The 17,910-nt window shown below is 61.7% G+C and carries 16 protein-coding genes; 2 read left to right on the plus strand and 14 right to left on the minus strand.

The genetic code is table 11. From position 1 onward, the window contains the following. Positions 1 to 111: 111 nt before the first annotated feature. A complete protein-coding gene (locus tag ACOYXI_RS04955; protein ID WP_134786341.1) occupies positions 112 to 1,239 on the plus strand; it encodes an acyl-CoA dehydrogenase in 1,128 nt (375 codons plus the stop codon). A gap of 15 nt (positions 1,240 to 1,254) precedes the next feature. Continuing rightward, complete coding sequence (locus ACOYXI_RS04960; RefSeq protein ID WP_098963986.1) at positions 1,255 to 2,028, plus strand: enoyl-CoA hydratase; 774 nt, start codon at positions 1,255 to 1,257, stop codon at positions 2,026 to 2,028. Positions 2,029 to 2,134: 106 nt separating this feature from the next. Here ACOYXI_RS04960 and ACOYXI_RS04965 read toward each other — a convergent pair whose 3' ends face one another. From ACOYXI_RS04965 to arnB, 14 genes are all read right to left on the minus strand, one after another. Then, complete coding sequence (locus ACOYXI_RS04965) at positions 2,135 to 3,286, minus strand: acyl-CoA dehydrogenase family protein (protein ID WP_461674452.1); 1,152 nt, start codon at positions 3,284 to 3,286, stop codon at positions 2,135 to 2,137. A 3-nt stretch (positions 3,287 to 3,289) separates the two neighbouring features. Then, positions 3,290 to 4,396, minus strand: coding sequence for an enoyl-CoA hydratase/isomerase family protein (locus ACOYXI_RS04970; RefSeq protein ID WP_134786343.1), 1,107 nt, complete (start codon positions 4,394 to 4,396; stop codon positions 3,290 to 3,292). A gap of 254 nt (positions 4,397 to 4,650) precedes the next feature. Then, positions 4,651 to 5,340, minus strand: a complete 690-nt coding sequence (locus tag ACOYXI_RS04975) for an HPP family protein (protein ID WP_204894680.1) — start codon at positions 5,338 to 5,340, stop codon at positions 4,651 to 4,653. A gap of 154 nt (positions 5,341 to 5,494) precedes the next feature. Beyond that, on the minus strand, positions 5,495 to 6,673 hold the full coding sequence (locus ACOYXI_RS04980; protein WP_461674453.1) for an MFS transporter: 1,179 nt from the start codon (positions 6,671 to 6,673) through the stop codon (positions 5,495 to 5,497). Positions 6,674 to 6,876: 203 nt separating this feature from the next. Then, the gene (locus ACOYXI_RS04985) at positions 6,877 to 7,395 is read right to left on the minus strand and encodes a GNAT family N-acetyltransferase (RefSeq protein ID WP_461674454.1); all 519 of its coding nucleotides are present in this window, start codon (positions 7,393 to 7,395) and stop codon (positions 6,877 to 6,879) included. A gap of 79 nt (positions 7,396 to 7,474) precedes the next feature. Then, entirely contained in the window at positions 7,475 to 9,073 is a 1,599-nt protein-coding gene (locus tag ACOYXI_RS04990; RefSeq protein WP_461674455.1) for an ArnT family glycosyltransferase, read from the minus strand. Next, the gene (locus ACOYXI_RS04995) at positions 9,070 to 10,449 is read right to left on the minus strand and encodes a UDP-glucose dehydrogenase family protein (RefSeq protein ID WP_134786348.1); all 1,380 of its coding nucleotides are present in this window, start codon (positions 10,447 to 10,449) and stop codon (positions 9,070 to 9,072) included. Before ACOYXI_RS04995 ends, ACOYXI_RS04990 begins: the two co-directional genes overlap by 4 nt. Then, positions 10,446 to 10,859 carry a 4-amino-4-deoxy-L-arabinose-phosphoundecaprenol flippase subunit ArnF gene (gene arnF / locus ACOYXI_RS05000; protein WP_183785023.1) on the minus strand — a complete coding sequence of 138 codons (414 nt, stop codon included), beginning with the start codon at positions 10,857 to 10,859 and terminating at the stop codon, positions 10,446 to 10,448. The genes ACOYXI_RS04995 and arnF overlap by 4 nt, the downstream gene beginning before the upstream one ends. Beyond that, positions 10,856 to 11,200 carry a 4-amino-4-deoxy-L-arabinose-phosphoundecaprenol flippase subunit ArnE gene (arnE, locus tag ACOYXI_RS05005; RefSeq protein WP_097089729.1) on the minus strand — a complete coding sequence of 115 codons (345 nt, stop codon included), beginning with the start codon at positions 11,198 to 11,200 and terminating at the stop codon, positions 10,856 to 10,858. The genes arnF and arnE overlap by 4 nt, the downstream gene beginning before the upstream one ends. Next, positions 11,197 to 12,846: a lipid IV(A) 4-amino-4-deoxy-L-arabinosyltransferase gene (gene arnT, locus ACOYXI_RS05010; RefSeq protein ID WP_183785028.1), complete on the minus strand. Its 1,650-nt coding sequence runs from the start codon at positions 12,844 to 12,846 to the stop codon at positions 11,197 to 11,199. Before arnT ends, arnE begins: the two co-directional genes overlap by 4 nt. Continuing rightward, complete coding sequence (gene arnD / locus ACOYXI_RS05015; RefSeq protein WP_098963996.1) at positions 12,843 to 13,727, minus strand: 4-deoxy-4-formamido-L-arabinose-phosphoundecaprenol deformylase; 885 nt, start codon at positions 13,725 to 13,727, stop codon at positions 12,843 to 12,845. Before arnD ends, arnT begins: the two co-directional genes overlap by 4 nt. Beyond that, positions 13,727 to 15,718, minus strand: coding sequence for a bifunctional UDP-4-amino-4-deoxy-L-arabinose formyltransferase/UDP-glucuronic acid oxidase ArnA (gene arnA / locus ACOYXI_RS05020; RefSeq protein WP_003224731.1), 1,992 nt, complete (start codon positions 15,716 to 15,718; stop codon positions 13,727 to 13,729). Before arnA ends, arnD begins: the two co-directional genes overlap by 1 nt. Beyond that, positions 15,715 to 16,746, minus strand: coding sequence for an undecaprenyl-phosphate 4-deoxy-4-formamido-L-arabinose transferase (arnC, locus tag ACOYXI_RS05025; protein WP_098963997.1), 1,032 nt, complete (start codon positions 16,744 to 16,746; stop codon positions 15,715 to 15,717). Before arnC ends, arnA begins: the two co-directional genes overlap by 4 nt. Next, entirely contained in the window at positions 16,743 to 17,891 is a 1,149-nt protein-coding gene (gene arnB / locus ACOYXI_RS05030) for a UDP-4-amino-4-deoxy-L-arabinose aminotransferase (RefSeq protein ID WP_461674456.1), read from the minus strand. Before arnB ends, arnC begins: the two co-directional genes overlap by 4 nt. Between the last annotated feature and the right edge of the window lie 19 nt (positions 17,892 to 17,910).

Here is a 17,910-nt window from a genome sequence, read left to right on the forward strand (position 1 = left end):
GCTCCCGAAGGCGGTGTGTCATTCAGAAATTGTCTGACTGACACGGCCAATTCGGGAGCAAGCCCCCTCCCACAATGAATAGGCGGTGCGACTTGAATTTAAGGATTCACCATGATTCCCAACGAAGACCAATCCCAGATCCGCGACATGGCCCGGCAGTTCGCCGAGGAACGGCTGAAACCGTTCGCCGCCGAGTGGGATCGCGAGCATCGTTTCCCCAAGGAAGCCATCGGCGAGATGGCCGAACTGGGCTTCTTCGGCATGCTGGTGCCGGAGCAGTGGGGCGGCTGTGACACCGGCTACCTGGCGTACGCCATGGCCCTGGAAGAAATCGCCGCCGGCGACGGCGCCTGCTCGACCATCATGAGCGTGCACAACTCGGTGGGCTGCGTGCCGATCCTCAAGTTCGGCAACGACGACCAGCGCGAGCGCTTCCTCAAACCGCTGGCCAGCGGCGCCATGCTCGGCGCCTTCGCCTTGACCGAACCGCAGGCAGGCTCCGACGCCAGCAGCCTGAAAACCCGGGCACGGCTGGAAGGCGATCACTACGTACTCAACGGCTGCAAACAGTTCATCACTTCCGGGCAGAACGCCGGGATCGTGATCGTGTTTGCGGTGACCGATCCGAGTGCCGGCAAACGCGGGATCACGGCGTTCATCGTGCCCACCGATTCGCCCGGCTACAAAGTCGCGCGGGTCGAAGACAAGCTCGGCCAGCACGCGTCGGACACCTGCCAGATTCTGTTTGAAGACGTCAAAGTGCCGGTCGCCAATCGCTTGGGCGAAGAGGGCGAAGGCTACAAGATCGCCCTGGCCAACCTAGAAGGCGGACGTGTCGGCATCGCCTCGCAAGCGGTGGGCATGGCCCGTGCCGCGTTCGAAGCGGCTCGCGACTATGCACGTGAGCGCGATACTTTCGGCAAGCCGATCATCGAGCACCAGGCTGTGGCCTTCCGCCTCGCCGATATGGCCACGCAGATCGCCGTCGCCCGGCAGATGGTGCATTACGCCGCGGCCCTGCGCGATAGCGGTCAGCCGGCGCTGGTCGAGGCTTCGATGGCGAAACTGTTCGCCTCGGAAATGGCCGAGAAGGTTTGCTCAATGGCGTTGCAGACGCTGGGCGGTTACGGTTATCTCAACGACTTCCCGCTGGAACGCATCTACCGCGACGTGCGCGTCTGCCAGATCTACGAAGGCACCAGCGACATTCAGCGCATGGTTATTTCGCGCAATCTCTGACAAGGAATCTTGCCCATGACTTACGAAACGATTCTGCTGGAAAACCACGGCCGCGTCGGCCTGATCACCCTCAACCGCCCACAGGCGCTGAACGCCCTGAACGCGCAACTGGTCAGCGAAGTGAACCATGCCCTCGATGGTCTGGAAGCGGATGCGAACATCGGTTGCATCGTCATCACCGGTTCGAAGAAAGCCTTCGCCGCCGGCGCCGACATCAAGGAAATGGCCGAACTGACCTATCCGCAGATCTACATGGATGATCTGTTCAGCGACAGCGACCGTGTGGCCAACCGCCGTAAGCCGATCATTGCTGCGGTCAACGGTTTCGCCCTCGGTGGCGGCTGCGAACTGGCGCTGATGTGCGACTTCATCCTGGCCGGTGACAACGCCAAATTCGGTCAGCCGGAAATCAACCTCGGCGTGCTCCCGGGCATGGGCGGCACCCAGCGCCTGACCCGCGCCGTGGGCAAGGCCAAGGCCATGGAAATGTGCCTCAGCGGGCGGATGATCGATGCGGTGGAAGCCGAACGCTGCGGCATCGTTGCGCGGATCGTGCCGAGTGATGAACTGCTCGACGAGGCGTTGAAAGTCGCTGCGGTGATCGCCAGCAAGTCGTTGCCGATTGCGATGATGATCAAGGAAAGCGTCAACCGCGCCTTTGAGGTCAACCTGACCGAAGGCGTGCGCTTCGAGCGCCGGGTGTTCCATGCGGCGTTTGCCACGCAGGATCAGAAGGAAGGTATGGCGGCGTTCGTCGCCAAGCGGACGCCGGAGTTTCAGGGCAAATAATGCGCTGACCTGACTGACGCCTTCGCGAGCAAGCCCGCTCCCACATGGGATTTGTGTACGACGCAGATCCAATGTGGGAGCGGGCTTGCTCGCGAAGCTTTTGGCGTTACAACTGGTAGTTCTTCAGCTCCCGCGCAATCACCATCCGCTGAATCTCGCTCGACCCCTCGTAGATCTGGGTAATCCGTGCATCGCGGTAGTACTTCTCGACCGGATAGTCCTCCAGATACCCATACCCGCCATGAATCTGAATCGCCGAGGAGCAGACCTTTTCGGCCATTTCCGAGGCGAACAGTTTGGCCTGTGAGGCCTCCGACAGGCACGGTTTGCCCGCCGTGCGCAGGCGCGCCGCATGCAGGATCATCAGTCGCGCCGCGTTGATTTGCATGTGCATGTCGGCCAGCAGGTTGGCGATGCTCTGGTGTTCGTTGATCGGCTTGCCGAACTGGATGCGATCGCGGGAATACACCAGCGCCGCTTCAAACGCGGCCCGGGCGATGCCCAAGGCTTGCGCGGCGATGCCGATGCGGCCGCCTTCGAGGTTGGACAGGGCAATCGCCAGACCCTTGCCGCGCTCGCCGAGCAGATTGGCCTCGGGAATGCTGCAGTTGTTCAGGGTCACCGCGCAGGTGTCGGAGGCGCGGATGCCCATTTTGTGTTCGGTGCGATCGACGATGAAACCCGGGGTATCGGTCGGTACGAGGAACGCGGAAATGCCTTTCTTGCCCAGATCCGGATCCGTCACCGCAAACACGATTGCCAGTTTCGCCCGTTTGCCATTGCTGACGAATTGCTTGGCGCCGTTGATCACCCACTGGCCGTCGCGCAGTTCGGCGCGGGTGCGCAGGTTGTGCGCTTCGGAGCCGGCCTGCGGTTCAGTGAGGCAGAAGCAGCCAATCGTCTGGCCACTGGCGAGATCCGCCAGCCAGATCTGTTTCTGCGTTTCGCTGCCGTAGTTCATGACCGGGCCGCAGCCCACCGAATTGTGGATGCTCATGAACGCACCGGTGGCGCCGTCGCCGGCAGAAATCTCTTCCACCGCCAGCGCATAGGCCACGTAATCGACGTAAGTGCCGCCCCATTCCTCGGGCACCACCATGCCGAGCAAACCGAGTTCGCCCATCTTCGCCACCAGCGCGTCGTCGATCCAGCCGGCCTTTTCCCAGGCTTGCGCATGGGGCGCGATTTCGCCACGGGCGAAGTCCCGGGCCATGTCGCGGATCATCACTTGTTCTTCAGTCAGTTCGAGATCGTGCATGGCTCAGCTCCCGCTCTCAGTAAAGCCGTGGAAGAAACTCGCGACATGCCCGGCGTCCAGCGCAGCGAGGGTCGGCGGGTTCCAGCGTGGTGTCTTGTCTTTGTCGATCAGCAGGGCGCGCACGCCCTCGATCAGGTCGCCGCGTGCGAACCACTGGCGATCCAGATGCAGTTCGAGGGCGAAACAGTGTTCCAAGCTCAAGTGCCGACCGCGACGGAGCATCTCCAGGGTCACGGCCATCGCCAGTGGCGAGCGGGTTTCCAGCAGATCGGCCGTGGTAGTCGCCCACTCATGGCTGTCGGCGACGGTGACTGCGCGCAGTTGCTCGACGATGCTCGGTACGTCCGGCAGGGCGAAGAAATGGTCGATGGCCGGGCGCAGTTTCTCCAGCGGCGCATCGGCGAGGGTTTGCACGCCGTTTTTCGCCAGCAGGCCCTGCAGATCCTTGAGCGGCGTGTCGCGCCATTCCAGGTGATCGAGTTGTTCGTCGAGGCTCGACAGTTTGCTGCTGTCGACAAACCAGTCCGCCAACCCGCAGTACAACGCATCGGCCGCGCGAATCTGCACGCCGCTGACGCCCAGATAGATCCCCAGTTCACCGGGAATCCGTGAGAGGAAATAGCTGCCGCCGACATCGGGGAAATACCCGATCGCCACTTCCGGCATCGCCAGCCGGCTCTTTTCGGTGACCACTCGCAGATCCGCGCCTTGGACCAGGCCCATGCCGCCGCCGAGGACAAAACCGTCCATCAAGGCCAGCACCGGTTTGCGGTAGTGATGTAGCGTCAGGTCGAGGGCGTATTCCTCGACGAAGAAATCTTCGTGCAGCGTGTCGCCGCTTTTGAAGCTGTCGTACAGCGAACGGATATCGCCACCGGCGCAGAACGCCTTCTCACCGGCACCGCGCAGCACCACGGCGTGCACGCTGGCGTCAGTCGCCCAGGCATCGAGTTGCTGCTGCAACTGACGAACCATGTCGAGGGTGATGGCGTTGAGACCGGCGGGGCGGTTGAGGGTCAGGTGACCGATGTGATTGCGAACCTCGGCCAGCACTTCGTCTGGCGTGGCATCCATGGACGGCGTCCGCGGGGATGAAGCCTGAGCAGTCATCACTAACTCCCTGCTTTTATTGTCTTTATTCGAGAAGCTCGCGCGCGAGCGTTGACGGATCGTAACAGTGCAAATTTGCCGTGTACAACCGGGATATGTGCAGGGGGAGTTTGCGTTTTTGCAGCAGGTTGAGGATTGCCTTTGTGGCGAGGGAGCTTGCTCCCGCCGGGTTGCGAAGCGGCCCGACACCACGGGTTTACGACTGCTGCGCAGCCGAGCGGGAGCAAGCTCCCTCGCCACAATGATGCAGGTGGTTATCGGGTGAAGACTTCGCCGATGCTGCGGCGTTTGGCGTGCAGTTCGCTGGCATGAATCAACTGTTCGAGGTCTTCGGGGGTGACGTCGATAAACGCTTCCATGTCGGCCAATGCCAGTTTCAAATCCTCAGCGGTAATGGCCTGGCTATCCACCGGCACCAGTGCCGGCGCTGGCTCGGCCGCGCGTTTCGGGTAGCGGATGCGCGTCAGGTTGTTGTAGGCCAGCGCGCTGAGCAGCATGCAGGCGGCGGCGAGCATCACCGGTTCCATGGCTTTCCAGTCCATGGCGATGGTGGCCGGATCGGCCAGTACCAGCGTCAGCGCCAAGGCGCCGGCCGGTGGATGCAGGCAACGCAGCCAGCACATCAGGATCAGCGCCATGCCCGCCGCCAGGCAGGCGCTTCCCAAGGTGCGACCGAGGACGTGGGCCACCAACAGCGCGACCACGCTGGCGCACAGGTAGCCGCCGATGATCGACCAGGGTTGCGCGAGTGCGCCGGAAGACACGGCAAACAGCAACACGGCCGAGGCGCCCAACGGCCCGATCAGGTGGTACGCGACCTCGATGCCGAACACCTGACTGCACGCCCAGACGCTGAACAAGGTGCCCAGCGCCATGCCGATCGCGGCGCGGCTCCATTCGGTGGGGCGGGTGTTGATGGCGGCGGGCAACCAGCGAGCGAGCATGTGAATCGGGTCCTTGCAGTAAATTCGGGGCAAAAAAAAGGACTTGTCCGTTTCGGAAAGTCCTCGAAGCGTTCCAACTATTGGGGGAGGAACGCGCACAGTGTGCCGTGCAAAGTCGATGCTGACAAATTCATATAAATGCTGCTTCAGTGCATTATTTTTGAATTATCGCCACGCGGCGTCCACTGACGAAACACAAGTACCCACCCAACGCCGCCAGAGCGCTCAGGGCGTAGAACATGCTCGGCGCCGGCGTGTGCATCAGCAGGAACCCGCACATCACCGGACTCAGCGCACCGCCCAGTGCCGCGAGGTTCTGCGCACCGTAGTAACTGCCGCGCAGCTCTTCGGGAGCGAGGGTGTCGACGAAGAGGAAATCCGCCGGATAGATGATCATCTCGCCGAGGGTGAAGATGAACATCGCCACGCACCAGCCGACCAGACTGTCGGCCATGCTGAAGCCGATCAGACCGACGATGAACAACGCGGTGCCGCCGGCAATCCAGTAGCGCAGATGCTCACGCTTGAGAAAGCGCCCGATCTGGTACTGCAGCAGGATCACCGTGATCGCGTTGCAGGCGAGCAAGGCAGCCATGGTATCGAGGGTCTGCTGCTGCGTGTGGGTCACCAGCAGATACTGCGACAGGTACAGGGTGAAGCGCCCGTGAACCAGGGTGCTGAGCAAGCAACCGAGGGTAAACAGGATCATCGTGCGGTCGTTTTTCAGGATGATCAGGGTGTTCAGGAAACTCTGCGGGGGGCTGGCCTGCGACTCCGGACTGGCCTCGCGGGACACGCCCAGCAGCAGAAAAACGCTGCCAGCGGCAATCAGCCCCGCGACGATAAATGGCGCTGAAGGCTGAACCCCGGCAATCACCACGCCGATCATCGGGCCGACGGCGTAGCCGATATTCGTCAGCGTGTAGTTCAGCGAAAACGCCTTGACCCGCTGGCCGACCGGCAGGTTTTCACTGAGCATCGCTTTGGAGCAGATCAGGAACAGCGCAGAGGCGGTTTCACTGATGATCAACACCAGCGTGACCAGGTACAGATTCTGCGCGAAGGTCAGCAGCATCAGGCCGACACCGCTGGAGAGCATGGTCAGGATCAACAGCTGACGCTTGTCGAGGCGATCGATGATGTAGCCGCCGTACAGCGACAACAGCGTGGCACTGAACACGGCGATGCCCAACAGCAGACCGACGTCCTGCGGGTTGAGGCCCAGTTTGTTGCTGAGGAACAGGGTCAGCAGCGGACTGATCAGGGCGCGGCTGATGACGATGCTCAGCGAGGTGATCATCAGTCGGCGGATCAGGCGGGAGTAGGTGGCCACGAAGAGGTCAATGTCCTTATTTCAGAATGCGCGGGCGGCGTTGTCATCCTCACCGGGTCCCGCTCAGCGGTCAACCTGACACACCGCAAATCCGTGTGGGAGCGGGCTTGCTCGCGAAGGGGCCGGCACATCCAGCATCGTTATCAGCGGGCACACCGCCTTCGCGAGCAAGCCCGCTCCCACAGAGGGGATTTGCAGTGTTATCAATAGAGGGGCAGGTGCATGGCGCAGCGGCGTTCGGTGGCAAAACCATGCTCGACTTCTTTCTGCAAAGCGTCGAGCAAATGCGCTTCATGCTCACCGGACGCGACTTCCACAAACCCCATCCGCTGATAAAACGGCGCATTCCACGGCACGTCGCGAAACGTGGTCAGGGTCACCGCGCGCACTTGCTCACGGCGGGCATGTTCAATCGCGGCCAGCAGCAGTTGACGGCCCACGCCTTGTCCCTGAAACGCGAGGCTGACCGACAGTTCTTCAATGTGCAGCAAGTTGTCGAAATCCAGCGCGCGGATAAACCCTGCGAGTTGCGCCGAGGTGGTTTCGGCGACCCAGACGTGTGCATTGTCGATGGCATGGCGGTGTTGCGCGGCGCTGGCCACGTCGGTGTCGGCAAGCCAGGCGAGGGTCGGATCTGTGCGAAACAGCTCGGCGGCCGAGCGTTCGATGGCGGGGAGGGCGGCGGCATCATTCTGCCGCGCCCGGCGTACAACAAAACTCATGGTAAAAATCCCTGTAGGAGCTGCCGCAGGCTGCGATCTTTTTCCTGAAAGCGCAAAAGATCGCAGCCTCAATCAGTTCCTACAAGGGCTTCAGATACAACAGCACGTAATCGTTCTTGTCGAAACGCCCCGTCAGCACGGGTTGCAGGCTGGCCAGCGAGGTTCCTTGCAGCGATTGCAGGTCCTTGCTGTCCATCATCAGCCAGGCCGGGCCCTTGAGGGCTTCGAGTTGCTGGACTGTTTCGGTGAACTGCGGTTGCAGGTCCTGCTCGACGTTGACCATGAACTTGATCGCCTTGGCGTCTTTGCCCATGCCGTGCAGCACCAGCGGTGCCGGGTTCTGCTGCACCTGCGCGAAGGCAGCACGACTGAAGGCCTGCGTGTCGTACAGACGTCGCTCTACCGGTTCGAACACCGCGGCATACACCGTCCACAACGCCAATACCGAGCACAGCGCCAACACTTCGGCCCGCCAGCGCGGGACCATCAGGCGCGACAACGCGAGCAATTGCAGAACGCCGAGCACGACCAGCACCAGGGTGATGCCGTCCAGCTGCTCGGGAAAACGGCGCTTGGCAACCAGCAGGGCCACCATCAACAGCCCCGGTGTCACCAGCCAAATGCCTTGAATTACCCCACGCAATACGCGGAACACTCGTCCGTGCAGCACCTGAAACGGGTACGCCGCGATGATCGCCGCCATCGGCAACATCGGCAGCAGGTAACGCGCCTTCTTCGCCTGTGGAATCGACAGACCGACCATGACGATCAGCCCGGCGGCCGCACAGTATTGCACCAGACGCAAGGCCGGCCTGCGCTGATGCGGCTTGCTCAGCCAGGTCGCGGCCAACGCCAGAATCGCCAGCGGATACGCCAGTGCGTAGTTGCCGATGGAGCTGGTGAAGTAATACAGCGAACCACTGACGCCCTCACTGCCGTCCATGCGCCCCATGAACTGCATGCGGATCACGTCCTGCAGGAAGGCTTCGCCACCGCTGAGTTTCGCCAGCCACAACAGCAGGCTGACACACGCTGCGAGTAACACAGAAGCGATCACGCCGAACACGAAGAGGCGTTTCCACTCACGGTTGAGCAGGTAGTAACTGCAGAGCATGCCGGTCGGTACCACCAGGCCGATAGGCCCGCGAATCCCGAAGCCCAGCAACAGCAGGACAAAGATCAGCGGCCAGCGCCGGCGCGAGCCGAAGTGGTCGTGTGCGTAGCCGAGGTAAAACACCGACAGCGCCACGGCGGCGAGCATCAGGTCTTGCGACACCGCGCGCACTTCGGTGACGAAGGTACTGGTGAGCATCAACAGCGCGATGCTGATCAGGGCCCAGCGTTGCGAATGCACCGCCAGCAACCGATACATCAACGTCACGATCACGCCGCCGGCAATCGCGCTCGGCAGCCATGCCGTCAGGGTGTTGATCGCGCCGAAGGGCAACGACAACAGCCAGATGAACAGCGTCGAGAGCGCTGAATAGTCGGCGTAAGGTTGACCGTATGTGGTCGGGAATACGGTCGGCCCGTGTCTCAGCATTTCCTGGGCAAACAGTACGAACCGTGAATCGAAGCCAATGGGAGCCTGTCCGTAAACCCCGGCTATGAACAGCAACAGCGCCAGCAGCCCTGCGATCAGGGACTGCCGGCGGATGACAGGCGACAACGTGATCAAGCGACGTCCGCTTTGTTAGGCCACTGTTGCAACGGGATCGGCAGTTTGCGCGAATCACCTCGGCCGATCGGGAAGTACTTGAAGCCGTTGCGCGCCAGACGCTCGGCGTCGTACAGGTTGCGGCCGTCGAAGATCACCGGGGCTTTCAGACGCTGCTCGATCAGGTCGAAATCCGGCGCCTTGAACTGCTGCCATTCGGTGCAGATGATCAGCGCATCGGAACCCGCCAGCACCGATTCCGGAGTGCCCATCAGCATCAGTTTTTCTTCGTTCGGATACAGATGCTGGGTTTCCTGCATCGCTTCCGGGTCGAACGCGCGAACGCTGGCGCCAGCGGCGAACAACGAATCGAGCAGTACACGGCTCGGCGCGTCGCGCATGTCGTCGGTGTTTGGCTTGAACGCCAGGCCCCACAGGGCGAAGGTCTTGCCGCGCAGATCACCTTTGTAGAACGCATTGATGCGGTCGAACAGCTTGTGCTTCTGCCGCTCGTTGATCGCTTCGACCGCTTGCAGCAGGTCGCTGGAGCAATGCGCCTGTTCGGCACTGTGGATCAGCGCGCGCATGTCTTTCGGGAAGCACGAACCGCCGTAACCGCAGCCTGGGTAGATGAAGTGGTAACCGATGCGCGTGTCGGCACCGATGCCCTGACGGACTGACTCGATGTCGGCGCCCAGGTGTTCGGCCAGTTCGGCGATCTGGTTGATGAAGCTGATCTTGGTCGCCAGCATGCAGTTGGCGGCGTACTTGGTCAGCTCGGCGCTGCGCAGGTCCATGAACATGATGCGGTCATGGTTGCGGTTGAATGGCGAGTACAGGTCGCGCATCACATCGCGCACTTCGTCACCTTCGCAGCCGATGACGATGCGGTCCGGACGACGGCAGTCGGACACCGCCGAACCTTCCTTGAGGAATTCCGGGTTGGAGACGATATCGAACTGCAGCTCACGACCGGCCTTGTCCAGTGCGGCTTGAATGTGTGCACGCAGGGTGTCGCCGGTGCCGACCGGTACGGTGGATTTCTCCACCAGGATCAGCGGCTGCTCACGATGGCGCGCCACGGCGTCACCCACCGACAGCACGTATTTCAGATCGGCCGATCCGTCTTCGCTGGACGGTGTACCGACGGCGATGAACGCAACACGACCGTGCTGTACGGCAAGTTTTTCATCGGAGGTAAAATGCAGGCGGCTGGAGTCCAGGCCTTCGCGCACCAGGCTCGACAGGCCCGGTTCGAAGATGCTGACGTGACCCTGACGCAGCAGTTCGACTTTCTTCTGATCGATGTCCATACACACGACGTCGTGACCGACTTCGGCCAACACGGCGGCCTGCACCAGGCCGACATAACCGCTACCAAATACTGTGATTTTCATGGAGCACTCCTGAATTCGGGCGCACGAGACGGACGAGTGTTAATAGTGATGACCCCGAGCATGACCAGTGCCACGCCCAGCGATTTAGTGAAACTGAACGATTCGTTGAACAGCGGCAGACTGGCCGCCAGCAGGTACACCAGCGCGTAGCTGATGCTCAATAGTGAATAAGCCCGGCCCAGCGGCAGATCGCGCAATGCCGCGAGCCAGCAGAGCATCGACAGGGCGTAGGCGAAAATCGCCGCCACCACCACGGCCATTGCCGACAGATCGACACTGCCGGCGCTCAGCGCCGTCAGCCATTGTTCCGGTTGCGGCAGGCGCGTCATGCTCCAGCGCATGCCCAGTTGGGCGCCACTGACCAGCATTACGCTGCCCAGAGCAAATCCGATTCCACGAGCCTGGTTCATGACTGTTGCCCCAGCAAAACCACGCCGCCGATCACCAGCGCCACGCCCAGCCAATGCTGACGGTCGATGGGCTCGCGAAAGACGAAGCGGGCGATCAGGGTGATCAGCACGAAGTTGAGGCTGAGCATCGGGTAAGCGATGCCCACTTCAAGACGTTGCAACACCAGCAGCCAGACCAGCAGCCCGCTACCCAGCGAAAACAGCGCCAGCCACAACCATGGCGAACGCAGTTTGTCGGCCCAGGACGAATCAACGCCGCGCCAGCTCTCCACGGCGAATTTCTGCGCGACTTGCCCCAGGCACGTCAGCAGACACGCCGTCAGTAACAGCAACCAACTCATGACGGATCCTTGGGCAGCACCATGATCACCAGATTGCCCGATTCGTAACGGGTACCGTCCTTGGGCAGCAGATCCAGCTCTTCGAGCTCGTCCTGGCCCTTGACGCGCATCAGCACACCGACCGATCCGCTGCGGCGCGCTTCGCGTACCCATTGTTGAACGTTGTCCTTGGTGAGTCGGCGTTCAGCGCCTTCCGGGTAGGACAGACCGTATTTGAGTTCGCCGACCGTGTTGTACAGCGCGACCTCTGGTTGTTTCATGCGCCAGGCCAGCGCTGCCGCCGCACCCAGATCATTGCTTAGCAGGTGCGTGGCGCCGGACAGTTCAGTGACGTGGTGCCGGATGAACTGATCCGGGGTTTTGTTGGCCACCACCGACTTGGGCAACGCCGCCGGCAGGATCCCGGCCAGTAACAGACTGCCCAGCGCCGGCGCCGCCCAGCACTGCAACGGCAGGAACGCTTGCGCCAGGTTGGCGATGATCCAGCCGATCAGGGCGATGAACACCAGCACCAGGCTGTGCAGTTCGTGGTCGTACACCGGTTTGTTCAGTTGCAGGTAAACCAGTGCGATCAGCGTGACCACACCCAGCAGCAGGTTCAGCAGACCGTTGATCCCCAGTGCCCGACCTTGTTCCAGACGCAGGCGATCAGCCAGCGCATTGCCCAGCAGCAGTGCCAATGGCAACAGGCACGGCAGAATGTAGGTCGGCAGCTTGCCGTTGCTCAGGCTGAAAAAGCCCAGCGGCAGCCACAGCCATAACAGCAGGAAAACCATGTTCGGCTGGGCCCGGGTTTGCCAGGCTTGCTTGAACGCGGTCGGCAACAGGCCAACCCACGGCAGACTGAATGCAACCAGCAGCGGCAGGTAGAACCACCACGGTGCATCGTGCTGCGCATCGTCACCGGCAAAGCGGCGGATGTGTTCGTGCCAGAAGAAGAACCGCCAGTAATCCGGTTCTTGTGCGTGCACCGCCAGCGCCCACGGCAAGCTGACGATGATCGCGATGGCGATCGCCACCGGACCGAACACCAGTAGTTCACGCCAGCGTTTCTGCCAGAGCATCCACGGCAACGCGATCAGTACCGGCAGCAACCAGGCGAGAAAGCCCTTGGTCATGAAACCCATGCCGCAGGCCAGCCCCAGCAGCGCCCAGGCGCCCAGACGGTGCCCGGTGCTTTTGCTGTCGAGCGCAAACCACAGCGCCACCAGGCTCAGGTTGACCCAGAAGGTGAATTGCGGATCGAGGTTGGCATACCCGGCCTGACCGGCGACGACTGTAAAGCTCATGTAGAGCAGGGCGCAGACGAAGCTCTTGCGCGGATCGTTCCACAACCGCCGCGCGACCAGGTAGGCCAGCAGCACACTCAACGCCGTGCTGAGTGCCGACGCGAAGCGCACGCCGAACAGGTTCTGTCCGAACAATTCCTGGCCGATGGCGATCATCCAGTAGCCGGCAATCGGTTTCTCGAAATACCGCAGCCCCATGAAATGCGGCGACACCCAGTTGCCACTGAGCAGCATGTCCTGGCTGATCTGTGCGTAACGGGTTTCGTCGGGGATCCACAGGCCATGGGTGCTCAATGGCAACAGATAGGCCAGCAGACAGAGGCCGACCAACAGCGGCAGTGCCCAGCGTCTGGTCATGCGCCTTGCACTCCCAGCCAGCCTTCACGGCCTTCGAGCACACCGCGTTGCACGCGGCCCACGGGCAGGGTGTTGAAAAACTCGGGCAACAAGTCGCCCAAGGGTTTGAAGTCAATATTGCGCTGGCGTGCATCAGCCAGCAATTGACGAAAGTCCTGAGCCATCAGAATCCCTTCTACTTCGGCATGAATGGTGTAGACGTTGAGTGCTTGCGCCTGGAACCGGTCGAGGATGAAGGCGTTGAAGTCCTTCGCCGCCACGTGCGGGCCGACGACTTCGTCGAAGGTCGGCAGGTCCACCGGAATCTGTGGAGTGCCCAGCGAACCGTCCGCCAGCAGCGGACGAAACAGGCTCTGCCCGCGGCAATCGCTGTTATAGCGAAAGCCGAAGGTCTGCTTGGCCTCGATCACGCGCTCGTCCGCACGCCAACCGGCAGCGGCCGAACACTGGATCTTTTCGCCGAGGATGTCGCTCAAGGTGTCGACGCCGCGCCGAATCTGTTCGATCAGTTGCGCGTCGCTCCAGCGCCCGGCGTTGGCCTGCCAGCCATGGTGATCCCAGGCGTGCAGGCCGACTTCGTGACCGGCGTCCCGGGCCTGACGCATCAGGTGCCCGAGATCACGGCCAATCGGTTTGCCGGGCCAGGCAGTGCCGGCCAGCAAAATGTCCCAGCCGTAGAGGCCGGCAGCGTTGGAGCGCAGCATTTTCCAGAGGAACTGCGGGCGGATCAGGCGCCACAGATGCCGACCCATGTTGTCCGGGCCGACACTGAAGAAAAACGTTGCCTTGACCTGCGCCTCGTCGAGCATCTCCAGCAACCGCGGCACACCTTCACGGGTGCCACGGTAGGTGTCGACATCGATACGAAGACCTGCCTGCATTACTTCTTGTCCGCGATTTCGAGCATGGCTTCACGCAGGAAGAAGTCCAGGGTGTTGCCGATGGTCTCGCGCATTTCCACGGTCGGCTCCCAGTTCAGCAGGCGCTTGGCGTTGGCGATGCTTGGCTTGCGGTGTTCCACGTCCTGGTAACCGGCACCGTAGAACGCCTTGCTTTCCACGTCGCGGAAACCGGCGAACGGAGGGAAGTTGTGACGCAGCGGGTGCGCTTCGAACTGACGCAGCAGCTCTTCGCCCAACTGACGGATGCTGGCTTCGTTGTCCGGGTTGCCGATGTTGATGATCTGGCCGTTGCAGACATCGTTGTCGTTGTCGATGATCCGCGCCAGGGCTTCAACGCCGTCAGCGATGTCAGTGAAGCAACGCTTCTGCTCGCCACCGTCGAACAGACGGATCGGCGTACCTTCCACCAGGTTGAGGATCAACTGGGTGATGGCGCGGGAGCTGCCGATACGCGCCGAATCCAGACGGTCCAGACGTGGGCCCATCCAGTTGAACGGACGGAACAGGGTGAAGTTCAGGCCCTTGGCGCCGTAAGCCCAGATCACGCGGTCCAGCAGTTGTTTGGAGACCGAGTAGATCCAGCGCTGCTTGTTGATCGGACCGACGATCAGGTTCGAGCTGTCTTCGTCGAAGTTCTTGTCCTGGCACATGCCATAGACTTCCGAAGTCGACGGGAAAATCACGCGCTTGTTGTACTTGACGCAGTAGCGAACCAGTTTCAGGTTTTCTTCGAAGTCCAGCTCGAATACGCGCAGTGGGTTGCGGGTGTATTCGATCGGGGTGGCGATGGCCACCAGCGGCAGGACCACGTCGCACTTCTTGATGTGGTACTCGATCCACTCGGAGTGAATGCTGATGTCGCCTTCGACGAAGTGGAAGTTCGGGTGGCTGCGCAGACGCTCGATGGCGTCGGAGCCGATGTCCAGACCGTAGACTTCGTAGCGGTCGTCACGCAGCAGGCGCTCGGACAGGTGGTTACCGATGAAACCGTTGACGCCCAGGATCAGTACGCGAGTACGACGTGGCGCACGACCGGATTCGGCACCGCGCAGCAGCGAGCCATCGACCAGACCCAGTTCGTTGGCCAGTTGCGGGCCGCTGAGGTACAGACCGTTGTCGTTGCGCTGACCGGCGTTGATCACCAGCGAGTCTTGACCGCAGGCAATGCGCAGCGGATCGACGCTGATCACGCGACCTGGCGCCTGACCTTCGTTGCCCTTGACGACTTCAGCGCTCCAGACGATCAGTTTGTGTTCGCCCACAGCGCAGAAGGCGCCCGGGTAAGGACGGGTGACGGCGCGCACCAGGTTGAACAGTTCTTCTGCCGGTTTGGCCCAGACCAGTTTGCCGTCCGCCGGGGTGCGGCGACCGAACACGGTGGCTTTCGATTCGTCTTGCGGAGTTTCAGTGATCTTGCCTTGCAGCATGTTCGGCAGGGTGTCGCGCAGCAGGTCGCTGGCGGCGGTGCGCAGTTTGGCGTGCAGGGTCAGGCCGGTATCACTGCGCTCGATGGCAACGCGCTGCTGGGCAACGATGGCGCCGGCATCAGCGCGCTTGACCATGCGGTGCAGGGTAACGCCGGTTTCGGTTTCGCCGTTGACCAGCACCCAGTTCGCCGGAGCGCGGCCGCGATAGCGTGGCAGCAGCGAACCGTGCAGGTTGAACGCGCCTTTTTTGGCCAGGGCCAGCAGTGGTTCGCTCAGCAGGTTGCGGTAGTAGAAGGAGAAAATGTACTCCGGGTCCAGCTTGGCGATGCGCTCGATCCACAGTGGGTGGTTGGCGTCTTCCGGGGCGTGGACCGGGATGCCTTTGTTGGCGCACAGCTGGGCAACCGACGCATAGAACGCGTTTTCTTTCGGATCATCGGCGTGAGTGAACACTGCTGCAATGTCAAAGCCGCTGTTGAGCAGGGCTTCAATGCCGGCGCAGCCAATATCGTGGTAGGCGAAGACAACAGTTTTTGCACTCATGAGAGAACCTGATCGGAAGTGGAAGAAGTAGCGGTAGAAGAAAGACCATCAACGGTGACGGCAGGGGCCGGATCGGCCGGCTGGCTGCGCAACACCTTTTCGATGAAGAAACGTGGACGGGCGCGCACATCGCTGTACATGCGGCCGAGGTATTCACCCAGCAGCCCCATGCCGATGAACTGACCACCGGTGAACACGAACAGTACGGCGAACAGTACGAAGGTACCGTCACCGGCCCAACCGGCACCGAAGGCCAGACGCAGGATGATCAACGCGGCGGCGAACAGCACGCCCAATCCGGCCATGGCGAAGCCGACGATGCTCAACAGACGCAGCGGGGTGGTGGTCATGCAGGTGACCAGATCGAACATCAGGTTGATCAGACGCATCGGGCTGTATTTCGAGTCGCCGTGTTCACGCTCGGCGTGGGCCACGACGATTTCGGTGGTGTGACGGGCGAAGCTGTTGGCCAGGATCGGGATGAACGTACTGCGTTCGCGGCAGGCGAGCATCGCGTCGATGATGGTGCGGCGGTAGGCACGCAGCATGCAGCCGTAGTCGCTCATGGCGACGCCGGTGGAGCGCTGCACGGCGAGGTTGATCAGCTTCGACGGATAGCGACGCAGCGCCGAGTCCTGACGATTGCCGCGCACGGTGCCGACCACGTCGTAACCTTTTTCGGCTTCGGCCACCAGCCGGGGGATTTCCTCCGGCGGGTTCTGCAGGTCGGCATCGAGGGTGATCACCACGTCGCCCTTGCACTGTTCGAAACCGGCCATGATCGCGGCGTGCTGACCATAGTTGCGGTTGAGGATGACCGCCACGAACGGGCTGTTTTCACGCCCGGCGGCTTCTTCGAGCATGTTCGCCGATTCGTCGCGGCTGCCGTCGTCGACCAGCACGATTTCGAAATCGTGATTCAGTTGGCGGCAGGCCGCCTCGGTACGACGCAGCAGCTCTGGCAGGCTTTCCTGTTCGTTGTAGACCGGGATGACGATCGACACGCTACGGATTGGATAAGGTTTCACAGGCGTTTTTCCATGATGTGTGCGATGGCACCGACCACCCGGTCAAGGTCTTGACCGGTCATGTCGGGGAACAGCGGAATCGAGCACAGCCGCGCCGAGTTCCATTCGGTGTTTGGCAGGTACAGGTCGGGGTCACGCTGGCGATACCAGGTGTGCAGGTGGGTGGCGATGAAATGGATACCGGTGCCGATGCCCTGATCCTGCAACGCCTTCATGAAGGCTTCGCGATCCATGCCGCAACGCTCGCTGTCGATGCGCAGGATGAACAGGTGCCAGGCGTGTTGCTGGGCATAGGCGGGCAGGGCCAGCGGTTGCACCGGCAGGCCTTCGAATTTTTGCAGGTAGCTGGTGGCCAGTTCGGTGCGCCGGGCGTTGATTTCGTCCAGACGTTGCAGCTGCACCAGGGCAATCGCGGCGTTGATGTCGGCCAGGTTGTACTTGAAGCCCGGTTCCATCACTTGCGCCTGCGGCTTGCGGCCACCGGTCAGACGGTCATAGGCGTCAACGCCCAGGCCGTGGAATTTGAGCATGCGCACGCGGCTGGCGAGCGCTTCGTCGTCGGTGACGAACATCGCGCCTTCGGCACAGGTCATGTTCTTGATCGCATGGAACGAGAAGATCGCCGTGCCTTGCGAACCGACGTGGCGCCCCTTGTAGCGGGTGCCGGCGGCGTGGGCGGCGTCTTCGATGACCGGGATGCCGTGCTTGTCGGCCAGGGCATACAGCGGATCGAGATCGAATGCAGCACCGGCGTAGTGCACTGGAACGATTGCCTTGGTTCGCGGGGTGATGGCCGCTTCGATGCGCGCAGCGTCGGTCATCAGCGTGTCGCGGTCGACATCGACAAACACCGGTTTGGCGCCCAGCAGGGAGATCATGTTGGCGGTCGAGACCCAGGTCTGCGACGGGGTGATGACTTCGTCGCCCGGGCCGATGCCCAGGGCCAGCAGCGTGATGTGCATGCCGCCGGTGGCCGAAGACAAGGCCACCGCGTGCTTGCAACCCACGTACTGCGCAAACTGCTCTTCGAGTGCCTGGTTTTTCGGTCCCGTGGTGATCCAGCCCGAGCGCAACACCTGCTCGACAGCGGCAATTTCCTCATCGCCAATACTTGGGCGGGAGAAGGGGAGAAACGCCTGACTCATGGGCACCTCATTGCAAAAA

Source organism: Pseudomonas sp. G3-19 (genome assembly GCF_054855875.1).